General features: G+C 63.5%; 16 protein-coding genes. 9 read left to right on the forward strand and 7 right to left on the reverse strand.

All coding sequences use genetic code 11. The annotated features are described in order from the left end of the window. Positions 1–159: 159 nt before the first annotated feature. Together CF161_RS02010 and CF161_RS02015 are read left to right on the forward strand one after the other, a co-directional pair. Complete coding sequence (locus CF161_RS02010) at positions 160–1,035, forward strand: Tim44 domain-containing protein (protein WP_020294876.1); 876 nt, start codon at positions 160–162, stop codon at positions 1,033–1,035. Positions 1,036–1,172: 137 nt separating this feature from the next. Then, entirely contained in the window at positions 1,173–1,580 is a 408-nt protein-coding gene (locus CF161_RS02015; protein ID WP_020294877.1) for an SMI1/KNR4 family protein, read from the forward strand. A gap of 114 nt (positions 1,581–1,694) precedes the next feature. Here the strand turns inward: CF161_RS02015 and CF161_RS02020 are convergent, their stop codons facing one another. After that, positions 1,695–3,458, reverse strand: coding sequence for a cation:proton antiporter (locus tag CF161_RS02020; protein WP_020294878.1), 1,764 nt, complete (start codon positions 3,456–3,458; stop codon positions 1,695–1,697). Positions 3,459–3,752: 294 nt separating this feature from the next. On the opposite strand from CF161_RS02020, the gene CF161_RS02025 reads away from it, so the two are divergent. Further along, the gene (locus CF161_RS02025) at positions 3,753–4,238 is read left to right on the forward strand and encodes an acyl-CoA thioesterase (RefSeq protein ID WP_020294879.1); all 486 of its coding nucleotides are present in this window, start codon (positions 3,753–3,755) and stop codon (positions 4,236–4,238) included. A gap of 253 nt (positions 4,239–4,491) precedes the next feature. Then, the gene (locus CF161_RS02030) at positions 4,492–5,904 is read left to right on the forward strand and encodes an APC family permease (protein WP_020294880.1); all 1,413 of its coding nucleotides are present in this window, start codon (positions 4,492–4,494) and stop codon (positions 5,902–5,904) included. Here CF161_RS02030 and pdxY read toward each other — a convergent pair. Continuing rightward, positions 5,901–6,773 (reverse strand): pyridoxal kinase PdxY, encoded by an 873-nt coding sequence (gene pdxY, locus CF161_RS02035; RefSeq protein ID WP_020294881.1) that lies wholly within the window; start codon positions 6,771–6,773, stop codon positions 5,901–5,903. The two genes, CF161_RS02030 and pdxY, sit on opposite strands and share 4 nt — an antisense overlap. A gap of 117 nt (positions 6,774–6,890) precedes the next feature. Between pdxY and CF161_RS02040 the strand changes: the two genes are divergently transcribed. Further along, positions 6,891–7,283, forward strand: a complete 393-nt coding sequence (locus tag CF161_RS02040; protein WP_020294882.1) for a DUF3301 domain-containing protein — start codon at positions 6,891–6,893, stop codon at positions 7,281–7,283. Between the two features lie 41 nt (positions 7,284–7,324). Here the strand turns inward: CF161_RS02040 and CF161_RS02045 are convergent, their stop codons facing one another. The 4 genes from CF161_RS02045 to dksA form a co-directional block, all read right to left on the reverse strand. Beyond that, entirely contained in the window at positions 7,325–8,296 is a 972-nt protein-coding gene (locus tag CF161_RS02045; protein WP_020294883.1) for a GTP-binding protein, read from the reverse strand. Between the two features lie 146 nt (positions 8,297–8,442). Then, entirely contained in the window at positions 8,443–9,105 is a 663-nt protein-coding gene (locus CF161_RS02050) for a DUF1826 domain-containing protein (RefSeq protein WP_020294884.1), read from the reverse strand. Continuing rightward, positions 9,105–10,313: a zinc metallochaperone GTPase ZigA gene (gene zigA / locus CF161_RS02055; RefSeq protein WP_020294885.1), complete on the reverse strand. Its 1,209-nt coding sequence runs from the start codon at positions 10,311–10,313 to the stop codon at positions 9,105–9,107. The genes CF161_RS02050 and zigA overlap by 1 nt, the downstream gene beginning before the upstream one ends. Before the next feature lie 34 nt (positions 10,314–10,347). After that, entirely contained in the window at positions 10,348–10,752 is a 405-nt protein-coding gene (dksA, locus tag CF161_RS02060) for an RNA polymerase-binding protein DksA (RefSeq protein ID WP_043228432.1), read from the reverse strand. Between the two features lie 119 nt (positions 10,753–10,871). On the opposite strand from dksA, the gene CF161_RS02065 reads away from it, so the two are divergent. Next, positions 10,872–11,252, forward strand: a complete 381-nt coding sequence (locus CF161_RS02065) for a hypothetical protein (RefSeq protein ID WP_020294887.1) — start codon at positions 10,872–10,874, stop codon at positions 11,250–11,252. Between the two features lie 13 nt (positions 11,253–11,265). On the opposite strand, the gene CF161_RS02070 is transcribed toward CF161_RS02065, so the two are convergent. Further along, entirely contained in the window at positions 11,266–12,486 is a 1,221-nt protein-coding gene (locus tag CF161_RS02070) for an N-acetylmuramoyl-L-alanine amidase (RefSeq protein ID WP_043228421.1), read from the reverse strand. A gap of 118 nt (positions 12,487–12,604) precedes the next feature. Here CF161_RS02070 and folE2 point away from each other — a divergent pair, with 118 nt between their 5' ends. From folE2 to CF161_RS02085, 3 genes are read left to right on the forward strand one after another with little or no spacing between them, the layout of a single operon-like run. After that, a complete protein-coding gene (folE2, locus tag CF161_RS02075; RefSeq protein WP_020294889.1) occupies positions 12,605–13,501 on the forward strand; it encodes a GTP cyclohydrolase FolE2 in 897 nt (298 codons plus the stop codon). Continuing rightward, positions 13,498–14,160 carry a metal ABC transporter ATP-binding protein gene (locus CF161_RS02080; protein ID WP_020294890.1) on the forward strand — a complete coding sequence of 221 codons (663 nt, stop codon included), beginning with the start codon at positions 13,498–13,500 and terminating at the stop codon, positions 14,158–14,160. The genes folE2 and CF161_RS02080 overlap by 4 nt, the downstream gene beginning before the upstream one ends. After that, on the forward strand, positions 14,160–15,023 hold the full coding sequence (locus tag CF161_RS02085) for a metal ABC transporter permease (protein WP_020294891.1): 864 nt from the start codon (positions 14,160–14,162) through the stop codon (positions 15,021–15,023). The genes CF161_RS02080 and CF161_RS02085 overlap by 1 nt, the downstream gene beginning before the upstream one ends. Positions 15,024–15,034 lie beyond the last annotated feature (11 nt).

The following is a 15,034-nucleotide window of genomic DNA, read 5'->3' on the forward strand; positions in this document are numbered from 1 at the left end:
CCACCCGTCGCCCGCCGGGTCCCACAGATACGTCCTCTTGCCCCGGCTGAAACTGAACCCAGCCTGTCAGGCAAAAGCCCGAAACATTATGCCGCTAGCCAGTGACACTTCACCTGTGCAACATGGCGCGCGTGCCATCCACAAATGGGAATTCCCTTTATGAAACGTTTTCTTAGCATCGCCATGGCGCTGTGCATCGGCCTGACGATGAGCCTCGACGCCAACGCCAAGCGCTTCGGTGGCGGCAAAAGTGCGGGCGCCGCGCCGTCGCACCAAACCAGCCAAATGGCGCCTTCCGCAGGTGCGGGTACTGCCGCAACCGCGGGCGCTGCCGGTGCCGGTGCCGCTGGTGCGGCTGCCAAAGCTGGCGGCGCTTCGCGCTGGCTCGGCCCTCTGGCCGGCATCGCCGCGGGCGGCCTGCTGGCCTCCATGTTCATGGGCGGTGGCTTCCAGGGCATGCAGATCTTCGACATCCTGATCCTCGCCGTCATCGCATTCGTGATCTTCCGCTTCATCGCCGCTCGTCGCCGCAAGCAGCAGGAGCAGTTCGCTCCGGCTGGCCACGCGCCCATGCAGCGTGAAGCCTTCCAGCCACAGCAGCCTGCTCCAGGCTCGATCTTCGGTGGTGCTTCGGCTGCCGCCGCCCGTCCGGTGATCAATGCGCCGGCCTGGTTCAACGAAGAGCGTTTCATCGAAGCTGCGCGTAATCACTTCCAGTCCCTGCAGCAACACTGGGACGCGAATGAAATGGACAAGATCGCCGAGTTCGTAACCCCGCAAATGCTGCAGTTCCTGAAAAAAGAACGCGCAGACCTGGGTGATGGCTTCCAGTCGACCTACATCGACAACCTCAATGTCCAACTGGACGGCGTGGATGATCGAGCCGACAAGACCATTGCGACCCTGACCTTCACCGGCGTGTCGAAAACCTCGCGTTTCGACCAGGGCGAAATGTTCAGCGAAAGCTGGAACATGGAACGCGCTCCAGGCGACAACCAGCCATGGCTGGTTGCAGGTATCCGCCAGAACGGCTGATCCCTTTCGCGGTCACACCCATCATGCAAAACCCCGACTCAGGTCGGGGTTTTGCATTTCACGATTGCACTTATAGCGAGCTACTGTATAAAACCGCGTCATATAAACCGCGCCATAGAGCTAAGAGGACCCAGGCCGTGGAAGAAGTCATCGAGCAACTGCGTGAAGCAAACGAACCGGTACCCGTGCCCCTGGAATTACCGGACGAAGACCAACTGGTGGAAGTCGAGGAACAGCTGTTCATCAACATCCCCTTCGTCTTCAAAGAGTTCCTGTTGACCGTGAGTGACGTGGTCTACGGCAGCCTGGAACCGGTGACCGTCACCGACCCGCAGTCCCACACCTACCTGCCGGAAGTAGCCGCTACTGCCTGGGACCTGGGTGTACCGCGCGAGTTGATCCCGATCTGCCAGGACGGCGAAGACTACTACTGCGTCGAGGAAGACGGCACCGTGGTGCTGTGGTCCGGCGAAGAAGAGCTGATCACCGAAGAATCCTGGGAATCGGTGTGGCACTGGGCACGGGACGTCTGGCTGGAAAGCTGAGTCGATCACCCGCCCGCCCCATGGCCGGCAAGCGCGCACTTACAGAGGCCTGCCCTTTGTAATGGCGCGCCTGGCCGCGCCGTTGCCATCCCTGGCAGCGGCGGGAATGGGCAATCAATGCCCTGAACTTTCCTTGTGGTTATCCAGGGTTTCCAGCAGCGCCACCTGCATCCGCGTGTGCACCCGGATAAACCAGCGCCACAGCACCGCAGCCACCGCGGCCGCGACCACCGCGATCAGCACCAGCAGCTCGGCCGTCGGCAGAATGCTCGACGACAACGCCGCCAGCAGCAGGAAGATCACCAGTAACGACAGAATTGGAATCACCTCGGCGATCACTCGCCGCACCCTTTGCGTATGGCGCCCGGCCATTTCCGCCTTGACCCCCATCTCCGCCAGCAGCATCGACAGCGCCTTGAGCTTGCGATAGGCGGCGATCAGGAACGGCAGCGACAGCAGCAGCGCACCGCCCCAGATCAGCGCCTTCTGCCAGCTCGGGTCGCTGATCCAGTCCTGCAGATAGCCGCCGATACGGGCCGCGAAGTAGCCGCCAGAGAAGAAGATCGCCACCACCAGCGCCAGGTTGACCCCCACCTGCATCAGGATCCGCCGGATCATCGACGCCAGCAGCGCTCCCTCGCCTTGGGGCTGGATGCTGCGCAGCCATTCGCCATACATGCCCAGCACGCGGCCCAGACGTTGCGGCATCACCTCGGCCAGCTTCAGCGACAGCGGGTCGGCCGCGCGGATCAGGTACGGGGTAAGCAAGGTGGTGATGGCCGATACCGCCACCGCCACCGGATAGAGAAAGTCGCTGGTGACCTGCAAGGTCATGCCCAGGGCGGCGATGATGAAAGAGAACTCACCGATCTGGGACAGGCCCATGCCGACCCGCAGCGACGTGCGCCCATCGTTGCCGGCGATAAAGGCGCCCAGCCCACAGGACAGCATCTTGCCCAGGACCACCGCGACCGTGATCACCACGATCGGCCAGGCGTACTGCAGGAGAATCTGCGGGTCGATCATCAAGCCAATGGCGACAAAGAAGATGGCACTGAACATGTCGCGAACAGGTTCAATCAGTCGCTCAATTTTCAGCAACTCGCGGGATTCGGCGATGATCGCGCCGATCAGGAACGCCCCCAGCACCATGCTGTATTCCAGCTTGACCACCAGCAGGCAAAAGCCGAAACACAGGCCGAGCACGGTGATCAACAGCATTTCGTTGCTTTCAAAACGGGCCACGTAGGCCAGCAGGCGCGGCACCAGCAGAATGCCGATCACCAGGGCCACGATCATGAACAGCGAGAGCTTGCCGACCGTGGAAAACACTTCGCCGGAGTCGACCGTGCCGCTGACCGCGATGCTTGAAAGCAAAGCGATGATGCCGATGCCGAGGATGTCTTCGACAATCAACACGCCGAAGATCAGCTGCGCAAAACGCTGATTCTTCATCTTCAGGTCATTGAGGGCCTTGACGATGATGGTGGTCGAGGAGATGGCCAGGATCGCACCGAGGAACAGTGAATCCATGGTGCTCCAGTCGAACCAGCGGCCGATTTCGTAGCCGATCCAGATCATCAGCACGATTTCCAGGAAGGCTGCGATAAAGGCCGTGGCGCCGACCTTGAACAGCTTGCGCAGGCTGAACTCCAGGCCCAGGCAGAACATCAGGAAAATCACCCCCAGCTCGGCCAGGGTCTTGATCGTCTGCTCGTCATGGATCAGGCCAAAAGGCGGGGTATGCGGCCCGATTATGAAGCCGGCGACGATATAGCCCAGCACCACCGGTTGTTTGAGCCGGTGAAAAACAATGGTCACCACGCCCGCGACCAACATGATCACTGCCAGGTCCTGAATAAAGCTGATGGCATGCATGGCGTGGGGCTCCTTGTGGGGTTGGCAAATACGCTCACTCGGCCGCCGAGCATCCGAATGCTCTGGTAAGGCCAAGTAAAAATCTGAAAATTTGAGAGAAAAAGCCCTGGGAAAGGGCCTTTCGCAGGTTACCACCGCGACTTCGAGCAAAAAGGCGGTGCAATATAAGGAAACAGATCGATCGGCGCGTGACGGCGAGCGGCGGCCCGGCGTCCCGTTATCGATGGTTTTGAAAGCTGACCAAGCGCCCGCAGAGGTGCTCCCGTAACCCCTGCCTACAACCGTGAGTGTGCTATGGAACCCGGAAACGCCCAGCTGTCGATGACGGTACTGATGACCCCTGACATGGCCAATTTCTCTGGCAATGTCCACGGCGGCACCCTGCTCAAGTACCTCGACGAGGTCGCCTATGCCTGCGCCAGCCGTTATGCCGGCCGCTATGTGGTGACCCTGTCGGTGGACCAGGTGATTTTCCGCGAGCCGATTCATGTCGGCGAACTGGTGACCTTCCTGGCGTCGGTGAACTACACCGGCAACACCTCGATGGAGGTGGGGATCAAGGTGGTCACCGAGAATATTCGCGAGCGCTCGGTGCGCCATACCAACAGCTGCTTCTTCACCATGGTCGCCGTGGATGACCAGCGTAAGCCGGCAGTGGTCCCGCAGTTGCAACCGCAGACCAGCGAAGACAAACGGCGCTTTATCCAGGCCAAGCAGCGCCGGCAGATTCGCCAGGAGCTGGAAATTCGCTATCAGGAGATCAAGGCCGACGCGCCCTGAGCTTCACGCACCACGGAACCATGGACGGTTCCAGCCCCGCTTAACCCCTCTCTCCTTGCAATGCCCCTCGGGCATTTGCGTGCCATGCCCGCGCCAGCCCTTAAAGGCCAGGCAGATTGGCCGCTTTGATCCCTTTTTGACCACATACGCAGTTATGCAGCCGCAGCCCCGCTGCCAGAATCCTCGTGCAAGGCAAAAACGCACTCCCGCTCGCGGGAGCATTCGAACAAGAACGAACGCGTGAGAACCGAACATGCCCAGCACCCGCCCCGCCTCCCCCAGCAACGCCCTCGCCATCAGCGCCAGCAGCGTCCCCAGCGAATTTACCCACAGCGCCCAGGGCACCTCCCTGCGACGCATCCTGCGCCTGCCGGCCCTGGTGTTCTTCGGCCTGGTGTACATGGTGCCGCTGACCATTTTCACCACCTACGGCGTGGTCACCCAGCTCACCGGCGGGCGCACGGCCGCCGCCTACGTCATCACCCTGCTGGCGATGTTTTTCACCGCGCTGTCCTACAGCGCCATGGTGAAGAAATATCCAATTGCCGGTTCTGCCTATTCCTACACCAGTCTGAGCTTTGGGCCGAGCATCGGCTTTCTGGCCGGCTGGTCGCTGCTGCTCGATTACCTGTTTCTGCCGATGATCAACTACCTGGTGATCGGCCTGTTCCTCAATATCGCCTTTCCCCAGGTCCCAGCCTGGGTCTTCGTGGTGGCAACCATCGGCGTGGTGACCGTGCTGAACATTCGCGGCATCAGTTCGGTGTCGAGCATGAGCAACCTGATCGTTGGCGCCCAGGTGGTGTTTGTCCTGGTGTTCATCGCCCTGGCCGGCAAACACTTGCTGGGCGTCGAGGCCCTGGACTTGAGCGCGCCGTGGCTGGGTGACGGCACTCAGGTCGGAGTTCTGCCATTGATGGCCGGCGCGGCGGTGCTGTGCCTGTCGTTTCTGGGGTTCGATGCGGTGTCGACCCTGGCCGAAGAGGCCCGGGACCCGCGCCGGGATATCCCTCGGGCGATTGTGATCACCACCCTGGGCGCCGGCGCGCTGTTTATCCTGCTGGCCCTGGTCAGCCAGCTGGTGTTCCCCGGCAGCGCCTTCAAGGACCCGGAGGCGGCGGCCGGCGAGGTCATGCTGCAGGCGGGGGGGCGTTTTCTGGAGATGTTCTTCACCGCGGCCTATGTGGCGGGCGCGGCGGGTTCGGCGCTGGCTTCACAGGCCTCGGTGTCGCGCATTCTCTTCAGCATGGGTCGCGACGGGATCTTGCCGCGCCGGGTGTTCGGCGTGCTCTCGGCGCGGTACAAGACGCCCACCACGGCGATTGTCCTGGTGTCGCTGATTTCGCTGCTGGCGGTGGTGATCGACCTGACCACCCTGGCGTCGATGATCAGCTTCGGCGCGCTGGTGGCGTTCTCGGCGGTCAACCTGGCGGTGATCAAGAGCCACCTGTTCGATGGCCAGCCACGCAGCGGCGCCGACCTGCTGCGTTATGGCCTGCTGCCGCTGGTGGGGTTTGCCCTGATTGTCTGGCTCTGGACCAGCCTGTCGCTGCTGACCCTGGGCATCGGCCTGGCCTGGTTCGCCGTGGGCCTGGCCTACCTGGCGTTCCACACCCGGGGCTTCAGCCACAAGGCGCCCGAGGTGCAGTTCTCCGAGCAGCCCTAGAGTTCGATCGGCGTGGCTTCGAAACGCACCCGCGGGTGAGCGATCCGGTCCTGGGCCCGCACCAGCTCCAGTTCATAACTGGCGCAGGCCTGGGTTTCCAGCAGCACTTCATGCACCGCGGCGGCGGTGAATTCGAACGCCGCCAGCAGGCTGTCGCCCAGCAGCACTCGGGCCAGGAACAGGCCTGAGGTCAGGTCGCCCACACCCACGGGCTGACGCGGAAACGCCAGCAGCGGGCGGCGCAAATGCCAGCTGCCATCGGCGGTGACCAGCAGCATCTCAAAGCCATCGGCGACCTTGCCCGGGTAATCCAGGTGCTTGACCAGCACCGCCTTCGGCCCACGGGCCAGCAGCGCCCGAGCCATGGCCAGGCAATCGAACAGCGACTGCGGCTTGCGCCCGGAGAAGCTGTCCAGCTCCAGCTGGTTGGGGCACAGGATGTCCGCCATCGCCACGGCTTCTTCGAGCAGGAAGTCGCTGACTTCAGCGGGCACGCTGCAACCCTTTTCCGGATGCCCCATCACCGGGTCGCACAGGTACAGCGCCTTGGGGTTGGTCGCCTTGATCCGCGCGACACCACTGAGAATCGCCCGCCCCTGGGCGGCGCTGCCCAGGTAACCGGACAGCACCGCGTCGCAGTTGCCCAGCTCGCCGATGGCGGCAATGCCCTCTACCAGCTCGGGAATCCGATGGGGTGCCAGGACTTCTCCGGCCCACTGTCCATACTGAGTGTGGTTGGAGAACTGCACCGTATTCAGCGGCCAGACGTTCACCCCGACCCGCTGCATCGGAAAAACCGCAGCGCTGTTGCCGGCATGGCCAAAGACCACATGGGACTGGATCGCAAGCAGATGAGGGGTACGTTTCATGCGCGGATTTCCGTAAAACCATTGAAATTCAAGCCGCGCAGTATGCGACTAAACGCAGCCTGTACGACAGACCGGAGAGGCAGTTAAGCTGATGGCACTTTGTCGGAGCAAATCTTCATGCTGACCCTTGGAAATATCTTTGTGCTGATGCTGCTGGCGACGGGCGCCGCCTGGATCTGGCACAACCACGGCTTGCGCGAGCGGGCACTGGAGAGGGTCAAGCAGCACTGCGCCAAGCTCGATATCGAGCTGCTGGACGGCAACGTCGCGCTCAAGCGCATCGGCTTCGTCAAGGACGCCAACGGCCGCCGGCGCCTGGCGCGGATCTACAATTTCGAGTTCACCGTGACTGGTGAAACCCGGCACGCCGGCACCATCACCCAGTTCGGCGCCCACAGCGCACAGATCGAACTCGCGCCCTACCCCTTTGAAGTCAAAACCCCATTGCCCAGTGCGGAAGTGATCGAGCTGAGCCAATGGCGGGAGGAACATCAGAAATGGCGGCAGTGAGTCAGGCCTGAGGCGCACACGGTAGCCGCTGCCGCAGGCACTCAAGGCAACGGCAAGCGACAACCCTGCAAACTATCCTGCAACGCCGCGACCTCATGTACCTCGCTGAAAATCAACTCCAACCGCGAGTCCTGGCGCCATTCACTGGGCAGCCAGTTGAGGGGCGAGTTGTCGACGCCATTCCCGGAGCGCCAGCCTTCGCCGCTGTGGATCACCAGCTTGGCCCGGCGCCAGTCGAGGTTCTGCAACCAATGGTCGATCCGCGCCAGGTCAAATTGCTGGCTTGGGTGCCAGCGCCAGCCAATGCTCCAGCCGCCCTCCTGGGCCTGGCTCAGGCAGATCGGCCGAGTCGGATCGGTCCAGATCGCCGGCAGTTGCGCCAGGCCCTGGGGCAGCTTCAACTCGACCTGAGCCGCGTCGGCCCGAGCCAGTAAACCGGGGAGCTGTGACAGCGGCAGATGGGCCTGGCGGGTCCAGTACCGCGGACAATCCGGCAGTTGCTCGATAACCCGCTGCCGCTCAGCCTCGTCCAGGTACTCATCCTTGTTCAGCAACAACAACCCGGCACTGGCCAACGCCTCCTGCTGGGCTCGGGGCAAGGGTTTGCCGGCAGCCAGGGCCTGGGCATCCAGCACCAATACGCAAGGCTGCACAGCCAACACCCCTTGCCACGGTGCCTCACGCAATTGCCGCAGCAATTGCGCCGGATGGCCGAGCCCCGAGGGTTCGATAAACAGCCGGTCCGGTCGCGCCTTGCGCAGCAAGCGCCCGAGGCCCACCTGAAACGGCGCGCCGTTCACGCAACACAGGCAGCCACCGGCCACCTCCCCCAGGCTAATGCCGTCTTCATCCCGGGCCAGCAGCGCCGCATCCAGGCCGATCTGGCCGAACTCGTTGATCAGCACGGCCCAGCGCTCGTTGGCCGGGCGCTGGCGCAAAAGGTCGCGGATCAGGCTGGTCTTGCCGGCACCCAGGGGCCCGGCGATGACGTGAGTGGGGATGTTTTGCAGCATGGGAAGGGCGTCCATAAAACCGGTGAAGCGATGCTACGCCCTTCTCGACCCAGGCGAATAGCCGCTGGACCTGCAGTCGCTGCCCAGGCACAAAGCTGCGCTGGCCATCAGCAACGCCCCATACCTGCCTGGCACACCACGGCCGCTCAACCCAGCCAGTCCAGGGTCAGGATCAACCGGCGCTGGCCCGGCGCCGGTTGCGGCGAGCGATGGATCAGGCCGAAGCCTTCATTGCCGTGCCATTTCTCACCCTTGAACAACGCCACCTCGCCGCAGGCCATCTGCTCGATCGACGCTCCGGCATCAGGCTCCGCCTGGGCCTGGCCCAACTGCCGGCGGTCCATCACGCCTTCCTTCAGCCACTGGCTGCCGACGCCGGCGTAGGTGGTGATCAACCGCACCGGCACATGGTCGACGTGAAAACGCGGGCACATGGCCTTGTCCAGAACCCGCAGGCGCAACCCCACGCGCCGGGCCCCCAACAGGCAGGCAAAGGCGCTGACCAGCCAGGCGACGTCAGCGATAAAGCCGTCATAGCCCTCCAGATCACTGAAACCCGACGCCAGGCCCCGCAGGTTGGGCTCGGCGTCGTCATCGGCCAGCTCCAGGGACAGGGAGTCGGCCAGGGGCTGGTTCAGGGACAGCAACAAGGCGCCGAAATCGGCGATATGTGCCGGCAGCCGGCGCTGCCACAGGGCCAGGTTGACCGGGTCCTGCAGCACCTCGGCCAATACCGAGGGCGCGGCACCCTGCGCCTGGCGGCGAGTCACCGGCGGCAACGCGATAACGGGGGTTCTCAGGGCTGGCATCAGGCCGCGACCTCCTCATGCCAGGGGCCGAAGGGGTCGGGCAATTGCCGCCAACCTTCGACGCCCAGGGCCATCTCCGCGTCGCTCAGCAGGCAGGCGTCGAGTTCGGCGGCCAGTTGTGCGAAGTCGATGTTCTGCCCGATAAACACCAGTTCCTGACGGCAGTCGCCGCTGGCCGGAGTCCAGTTGTTCAAGATCGCCGCGGTGCTTTCCTGATCCTCGGGCCACTGCTGCCTGGGCACGAAACGCCACCAGCGCCCGGCAAACCCGTGGCGCATCAAGCCCCCAGCCTGGGACCAACTGCCGGCGTCCCGGTACTTGCTGGCGAGCCAGAAAAAGCCCTTGGAGCGCAGCAGTTTGCCGTTGACCCAGGGCCGGTCGATAAACTGGAAAAACCGCTGTGGGTGAAACGGCCGGCGCGCTCGGTACGCCGTGGAGGCGATCCCATATTCCTGGGTCTCCGGCACGTGCTCGCCGCGCAGTTCCTGCAACCAGCCGGGGGCCTGGGCCGCGCGTTCGAAGTCAAACCGTCCGGTGTTGAGGATCGCGTTCAGCGGCACCTGGCCCATGACCATGGGCAGGATCTGCGCCTGGGAATTGAGGCGCTGGAGAATGGCCATCAGTTCCTGGCGCTGGTCTCTGCTGATCAGGTCGATCTTGCTGATCAGGAGCACGTCGGCGAACTCGATCTGCTCGATCAGCAGGTCGGTGATCGAACGTTCATCTTCCTCGCCCAGGGTTTCGCCACGGGAGGCCAGGCTTTCGGCGGCCTGGAAGTCGAGCAGGAAATTCATCCCGTCGACCACCGTGACCATGGTGTCCAGGCGCGCGACGTCCGCCAGGCTCTGGCCCTGTTCATCGCGGAAGGTGAAGGTTTCAGCCACCGGCAGCGGTTCGGAGATGCCGGTGGACTCGATCAGCAGGTAATCGAAGCGCCCTTCCCGGGCCAGTTTGCCGACTTCTTCCAGCAGGTCTTCGCGCAGGGTGCAGCAGATGCAGCCGTTGCTCATTTCCACCAGTTTTTCTTCGGCGCGATTGAGGCTGACGTCGCGCTGGACCTCGCCGCCATCGATGTTGATTTCGCTCATATCGTTGACGATCACGGCCACTCGCAGATTTTCACGGTTACGCAGCACGTAGTTGAGCAAGGTGCTTTTGCCGGCGCCGAGAAAGCCGGAAAGCACGGTAACGGGGAGACGGTCGGTCATGGGGTGGTCCTCATCAGGGCGTACGGTGGCTGGATCAAGACGCCCGGGTATGGCGTTCGCGCAGCTCTTGGCGTTCTTTGGCTTCGATACACAGGGTGGCGGTCGGGCGCAGCAACAGGCGCTTGAGGCCGATCGGTTCAGCGGTTTCCCGGCACCAGCCGTATTCGCCACGGGCCAGGTGTTCGAGGGCCTGATCAATCTTGTCCAGCAGCTTCTTTTCCCGCTCCAGCAGGCGCAGTTGCCACTGGCGCCGCTCTTCGGCGCTGCCGATGTCGGCGGGGTCGCTGCTGGGTTCCTGTTCGCGCAGTTCGCTGAACTCGCCGGCGATGCGCTGTTGCAGGTCGGCGCGCTGCGCCAACAGCAGTTCGCGGAAAAACCCCTGCTGGGCGTCGTTCATGTAGTCGGCCTGGGGTTGGGCAAGCAGTTCTTGTTCAGTCATGGGCATCACGGATCAGGCTTTATTTGATGTTATATTATAACAATACAAATAAGCCAATCCTCTCTTGCCGAGGCTGACGAAGGGCGCGATGCTGGCGCCCTCTTGCGACGAGAACCTTGATGCCCACTTCGTTGAAATACCTGCTGCCGAGCCTGGCGCTGCTGGTTGCCGGCCACGCCTGGGGTCAATTGCCGAGCACCCTGGCCACCTGCACCCGCAGCGCCAACCTGCTGGCCTGCGTAGATCCCCAGGGCAATGCCTACAGCGTTGCCACCGCGGGCAGAGACACTTACCTGCGCGGCTTCGAAGTCAGCGGCAAACGCTATTGGGCGCAGACCAACAGCCGTTACGGACAGCTGACCTTCTTCACCGGCCTGGCTTCCAACGGCGAAGCCTGGGTCGGCTACAGCCGCCGCGTGGGCTGGACCACCCTCAATCGATTCTCCAGTTCGGGCGGCAGCAAAGGCGTGTTCACCTGCAGCCGCCTCAGCGGCTGTTAAGCCTGCCAGCCGTTCAGACCCGGGCTTTTTGCTGCTCCTGCTGCCAGGCCATGTAGCTGTTGATGGGTGGATTTTTCTGAAAGTAGCGCTGCAAGCCCTCGAACAAACCGTCGGCCACTGCCTGCTGATGCCGAGCGGTGACCAGGCGCTGGCTGTCGCGGCTGTTGGAGATAAAGCCGGTTTCCACCAGGATCGATGGAACATCCGGTGACTTGAGCACCGCGAACCCGGCCTGCTCCACGCGCTTCTGATGCAGGGTGGTGATCCCTGACAGGCTGTCGAGCACGGTGCTGCCCAATTGCAGGCTGGCGGCAATGGTGGCGTTCATCGACATGTCCAGGATCACCCCCGCCAGCATCGGGTCCTTGTCCTTGAGGTTGAGCAGGCTGGTGGCCCCCAGCAGGTCGGCGCCGTTTTCCCGCTGCGCCATGAAGCGCGCGGTCGCCGAGGTCGCGCCGCCTTCGGACAAGGCATACACCGAGGCGCCGGAAGCCGTCAGCCGGGGCGCGGCATCGGCGTGCACCGAGATAAACATGTCGGCCTGATGCTGACGGGCGATCTCCACGCGCTTGCGCAGCGGCACAAAGAAGTCGTCGTTGCGCACCAGCTTCACCGTAAAACCCTTCTCGCGCTTGAGCCGTTTGGCCAGCAACTGGGCAATCGCCAGCACCACATCCTTCTCGCGCTCGCCCTTGGCCCCGACCGCACCCGGGTCCTTGCCGCCGTGGCCGGGGTCGACCACCACCATGATGTCGCGCTTGGGGTGGGCCTTGTCCGCTGCCGGCGGCCGTTGCACCAGGGGCGCACTGGCGGCGGCCACCTGCAGCGGTGCCTGGCCGACGCGGCTCAAATCCAGCACCAGGCGATGCCCCTGGCCATCCTGGGGCGGCAGCAAAAAGCTGTTGAGCTGCACCGGCTCGGTCAGGTCGAGGACGATGCGCGTGTCGCCGTCACCAAAGCGCCCGGAGCGAATCGCCCGGATCACCGTGTTGGCCAGGGCCAACTGGCTGAAATCGCCGCTGAGCCTGGCCCCACGCAAGTCGACGATCAAACGTTGCGGCGCACTCAGGGAGAAGGTCTGGTACTGCACCGGCCCGCTGAGGTCGAGCACCAGCCGCAGTTTGTCGTCGGAGCGCCAGAGCCGCGCGTTGCGGATCTGCGTCGCAGACACCCCCAAGGGCAGGATCAGGGCCGCGCTGGCCAGCAGCAGGTTAAGCAATTGACGTCTGTGCATGACATATACCGCTGATTGAGGAGCGTCCGTACTCACGAGGCCGGGTGTGGAAAAAGTTTTCATTCGCCGCATTGTTATAATATAACATGTCAAACTCTTTCCCACGATGGACCTGCTCATGAATGCGCTGACTCTGCCGGATATCGCCGCGCAGGCCGCACGCCAAGCCTTGCCCCTGGAATGGGTGGGCATGTGCGGCATTGCCTTACCTGTGTTGTTCGACGGCCAACGGATCGGCGCCACAGCAGATGCCGGAGTCAGCCTGGATGACGGCGAGGCGCGGGGCATTCATATGTCGCGGCTGTACCTGGCGTTGGAAATGCTCGAAAACGAGCCCCTCACCCCCGGGCTGATTCGCAGGGTGTTGCAGCGTTTTCTCGACAGCCACCAAGGTTTGTCCCAACAGGCCTACCTGCGAATTCACGCCGATCTGTTGCTGAAACGCCCGGCCCTGGTCAGCCCCTTGGCCGGTTGGAAGAGCTACCCGGTGAGCATCGAAGCACGCCTGAAAAACGCAATGTTCCACGTGGAACTAAAAATCGACGTAGCTTATTCCTCAACCTGCCCCTGCTCGGCGGCTCTTTCACGGCAGCTGATTCAGCAGCAGTTTGTCGACGACTTCGCCAATCAGCCGTTGCAGCACGCCGATGTACTGGCTTGGCTTGGTTCGGCCAAAGGCATAGTCGCCACACCTCACAGCCAACGCAGCAGCGCGCAATTGCAATTGCGCCTGGCCGACTATCTGGACCAACTGCCGCTGATTGCCCTGATCAACGACGCCGAAACCGCCCTCGGCACCGCCGTGCAAACCGCGGTCAAACGCGCCGACGAACAAGCGTTCGCCCTGGCCAATGGGCAGAACCTGATGTTCTGCGAAGACGCCGCGCGCCGTTTGCACCTGGCCCTGAAACGCTCCCCTGGGATCAACGCCTTCGCCCTGCGGGTGGTTCACGCCGAGAGCCTGCACGCACACGATGCCGTCGCCGAAAGCCGCTACAACTGGGAGGCGGCATGATCCGCTGCCAGGCATTGCGCTGGGGTGCCCCGGGACAGGCGCTGACTCCAGCGCTGGATCTGCACCTGCCCCAAGGCAGCTTGACCGCCATCATCGGCGCCAACGGCTCGGGCAAGAGCAGCCTGCTCAAAGTCATCGCCGGCCTGCAAAAGCCGCTGGCCGGCAAGGTATTGCTGGAGGTTCCACGGCGCGGCGGCCTGGCGTTTTTGGCGCAACAGCAGCACCTGGATCGACAGTTCCCCATCAGCTTGCAGGAGCTGGTGGCGGCTGGTTTCTGGGGCAGCAAGCTCGACGCCCCCACCCGCGCGCAGCAGTTGCACAAGGTGCTCGAAGACTGGTGCCTCGGTGGCCTGGAACAGCGGCCGTTGATGGCGCTGTCCGGCGGTGAATTGCAACGTGCCCTGCTCGCCCGACTGAGCCTGGGCCAGGCCCCGGTGCTGCTGCTGGATGAACCCCACGCCGCGCTGGATGAACTGGGCCAGGCCCTGCTGTGGAAACACATCCACGCCTGGCACGCCGAGGGCCGGACCCAGGTCCTGGTGTGCCATGACCTCGGCGCCGTGCGCCAACACATGCTCCAGGCCCTGTTGATCAAGAGCAGCGGCTGCCTGTTCGGCCCCAGCCAGCACCTGATCCAACCGCAAGCGCAGGTGGCGTGATGCTCGTCGCCCAGCTCTGGCAACCCTTCAACGAGTTTGTGTTTATGCGCCGGGCCTTGCTCGGCGGGCTGGTGCTGGCGTGCAGCACCGCACCGTTGGGCGTGTTTCTGATTCTGCGCCGCATGAGTCTGATCGGCGACGCAGTGGCCCACGGCATCTTGCCCGGCGCCGCTCTGGGCTTCTGGTTCGCCGGGCTGAGCCTGCCGGCCCTGACCCTCGGAGGCCTGGGCGCCGGTTTGAGCATGGCCGGCCTCGCCGCCTGGATCACTCGCCGTACCGGCCTGCGCGAAGATGCCAGCCTCGCCGCCATCTACCCGATTTCCCTGGCCAGCGGTGTGCTGATTCTCGGCCTGGCCGGCAAGCGCCTGGACCTGTTGCACCTGCTGTTCGGTTCGGCGCTGGCCGTGGACGCTCCGACCCTGAACGGCATGCTCTGGGTCAGCGGCTTCAGCCTGCTGGCCATGGCCCTGATCTATAAACCGCTGCTGCTGGACACCCTCGACCCGCTGTTCCTGCAAACCGTCAGCCGCCTCGGCCCCCTGGCCCACGGGCTGTTCCTGACGTTGGTGGTGCTCAATCTGGTGATCGGTTTCCAGGCCATCGGCGCCTTGATGGTGGTCGGCTTGATGATGCTGCCGGCCGCCGCCTCGCGCTTCTGGAGCCGCCGCCTGCCCCTGCTGATCACCCTTGCCGCTGTGCTCGGGTGCCTCTCGGTGTGGCTCGGCCTGCTGCTGTCGTTTTACTACTCGCTGCCCAGCGGCCCGGCCATCGTGCTGGTGGCTGGCGGCCTGTACCTGCTGTCCGTGGTGTTCGGTCCGGTGCACGGTTTGCTGCGCCGCCCGCCTTTGCTCACATCCCAATGAGGTGTTTCCCG

It is taken from the genome of Pseudomonas sp. CF161, assembly GCF_000416215.1.
Classification (GTDB): domain Bacteria; phylum Pseudomonadota; class Gammaproteobacteria; order Pseudomonadales; family Pseudomonadaceae; genus Aquipseudomonas.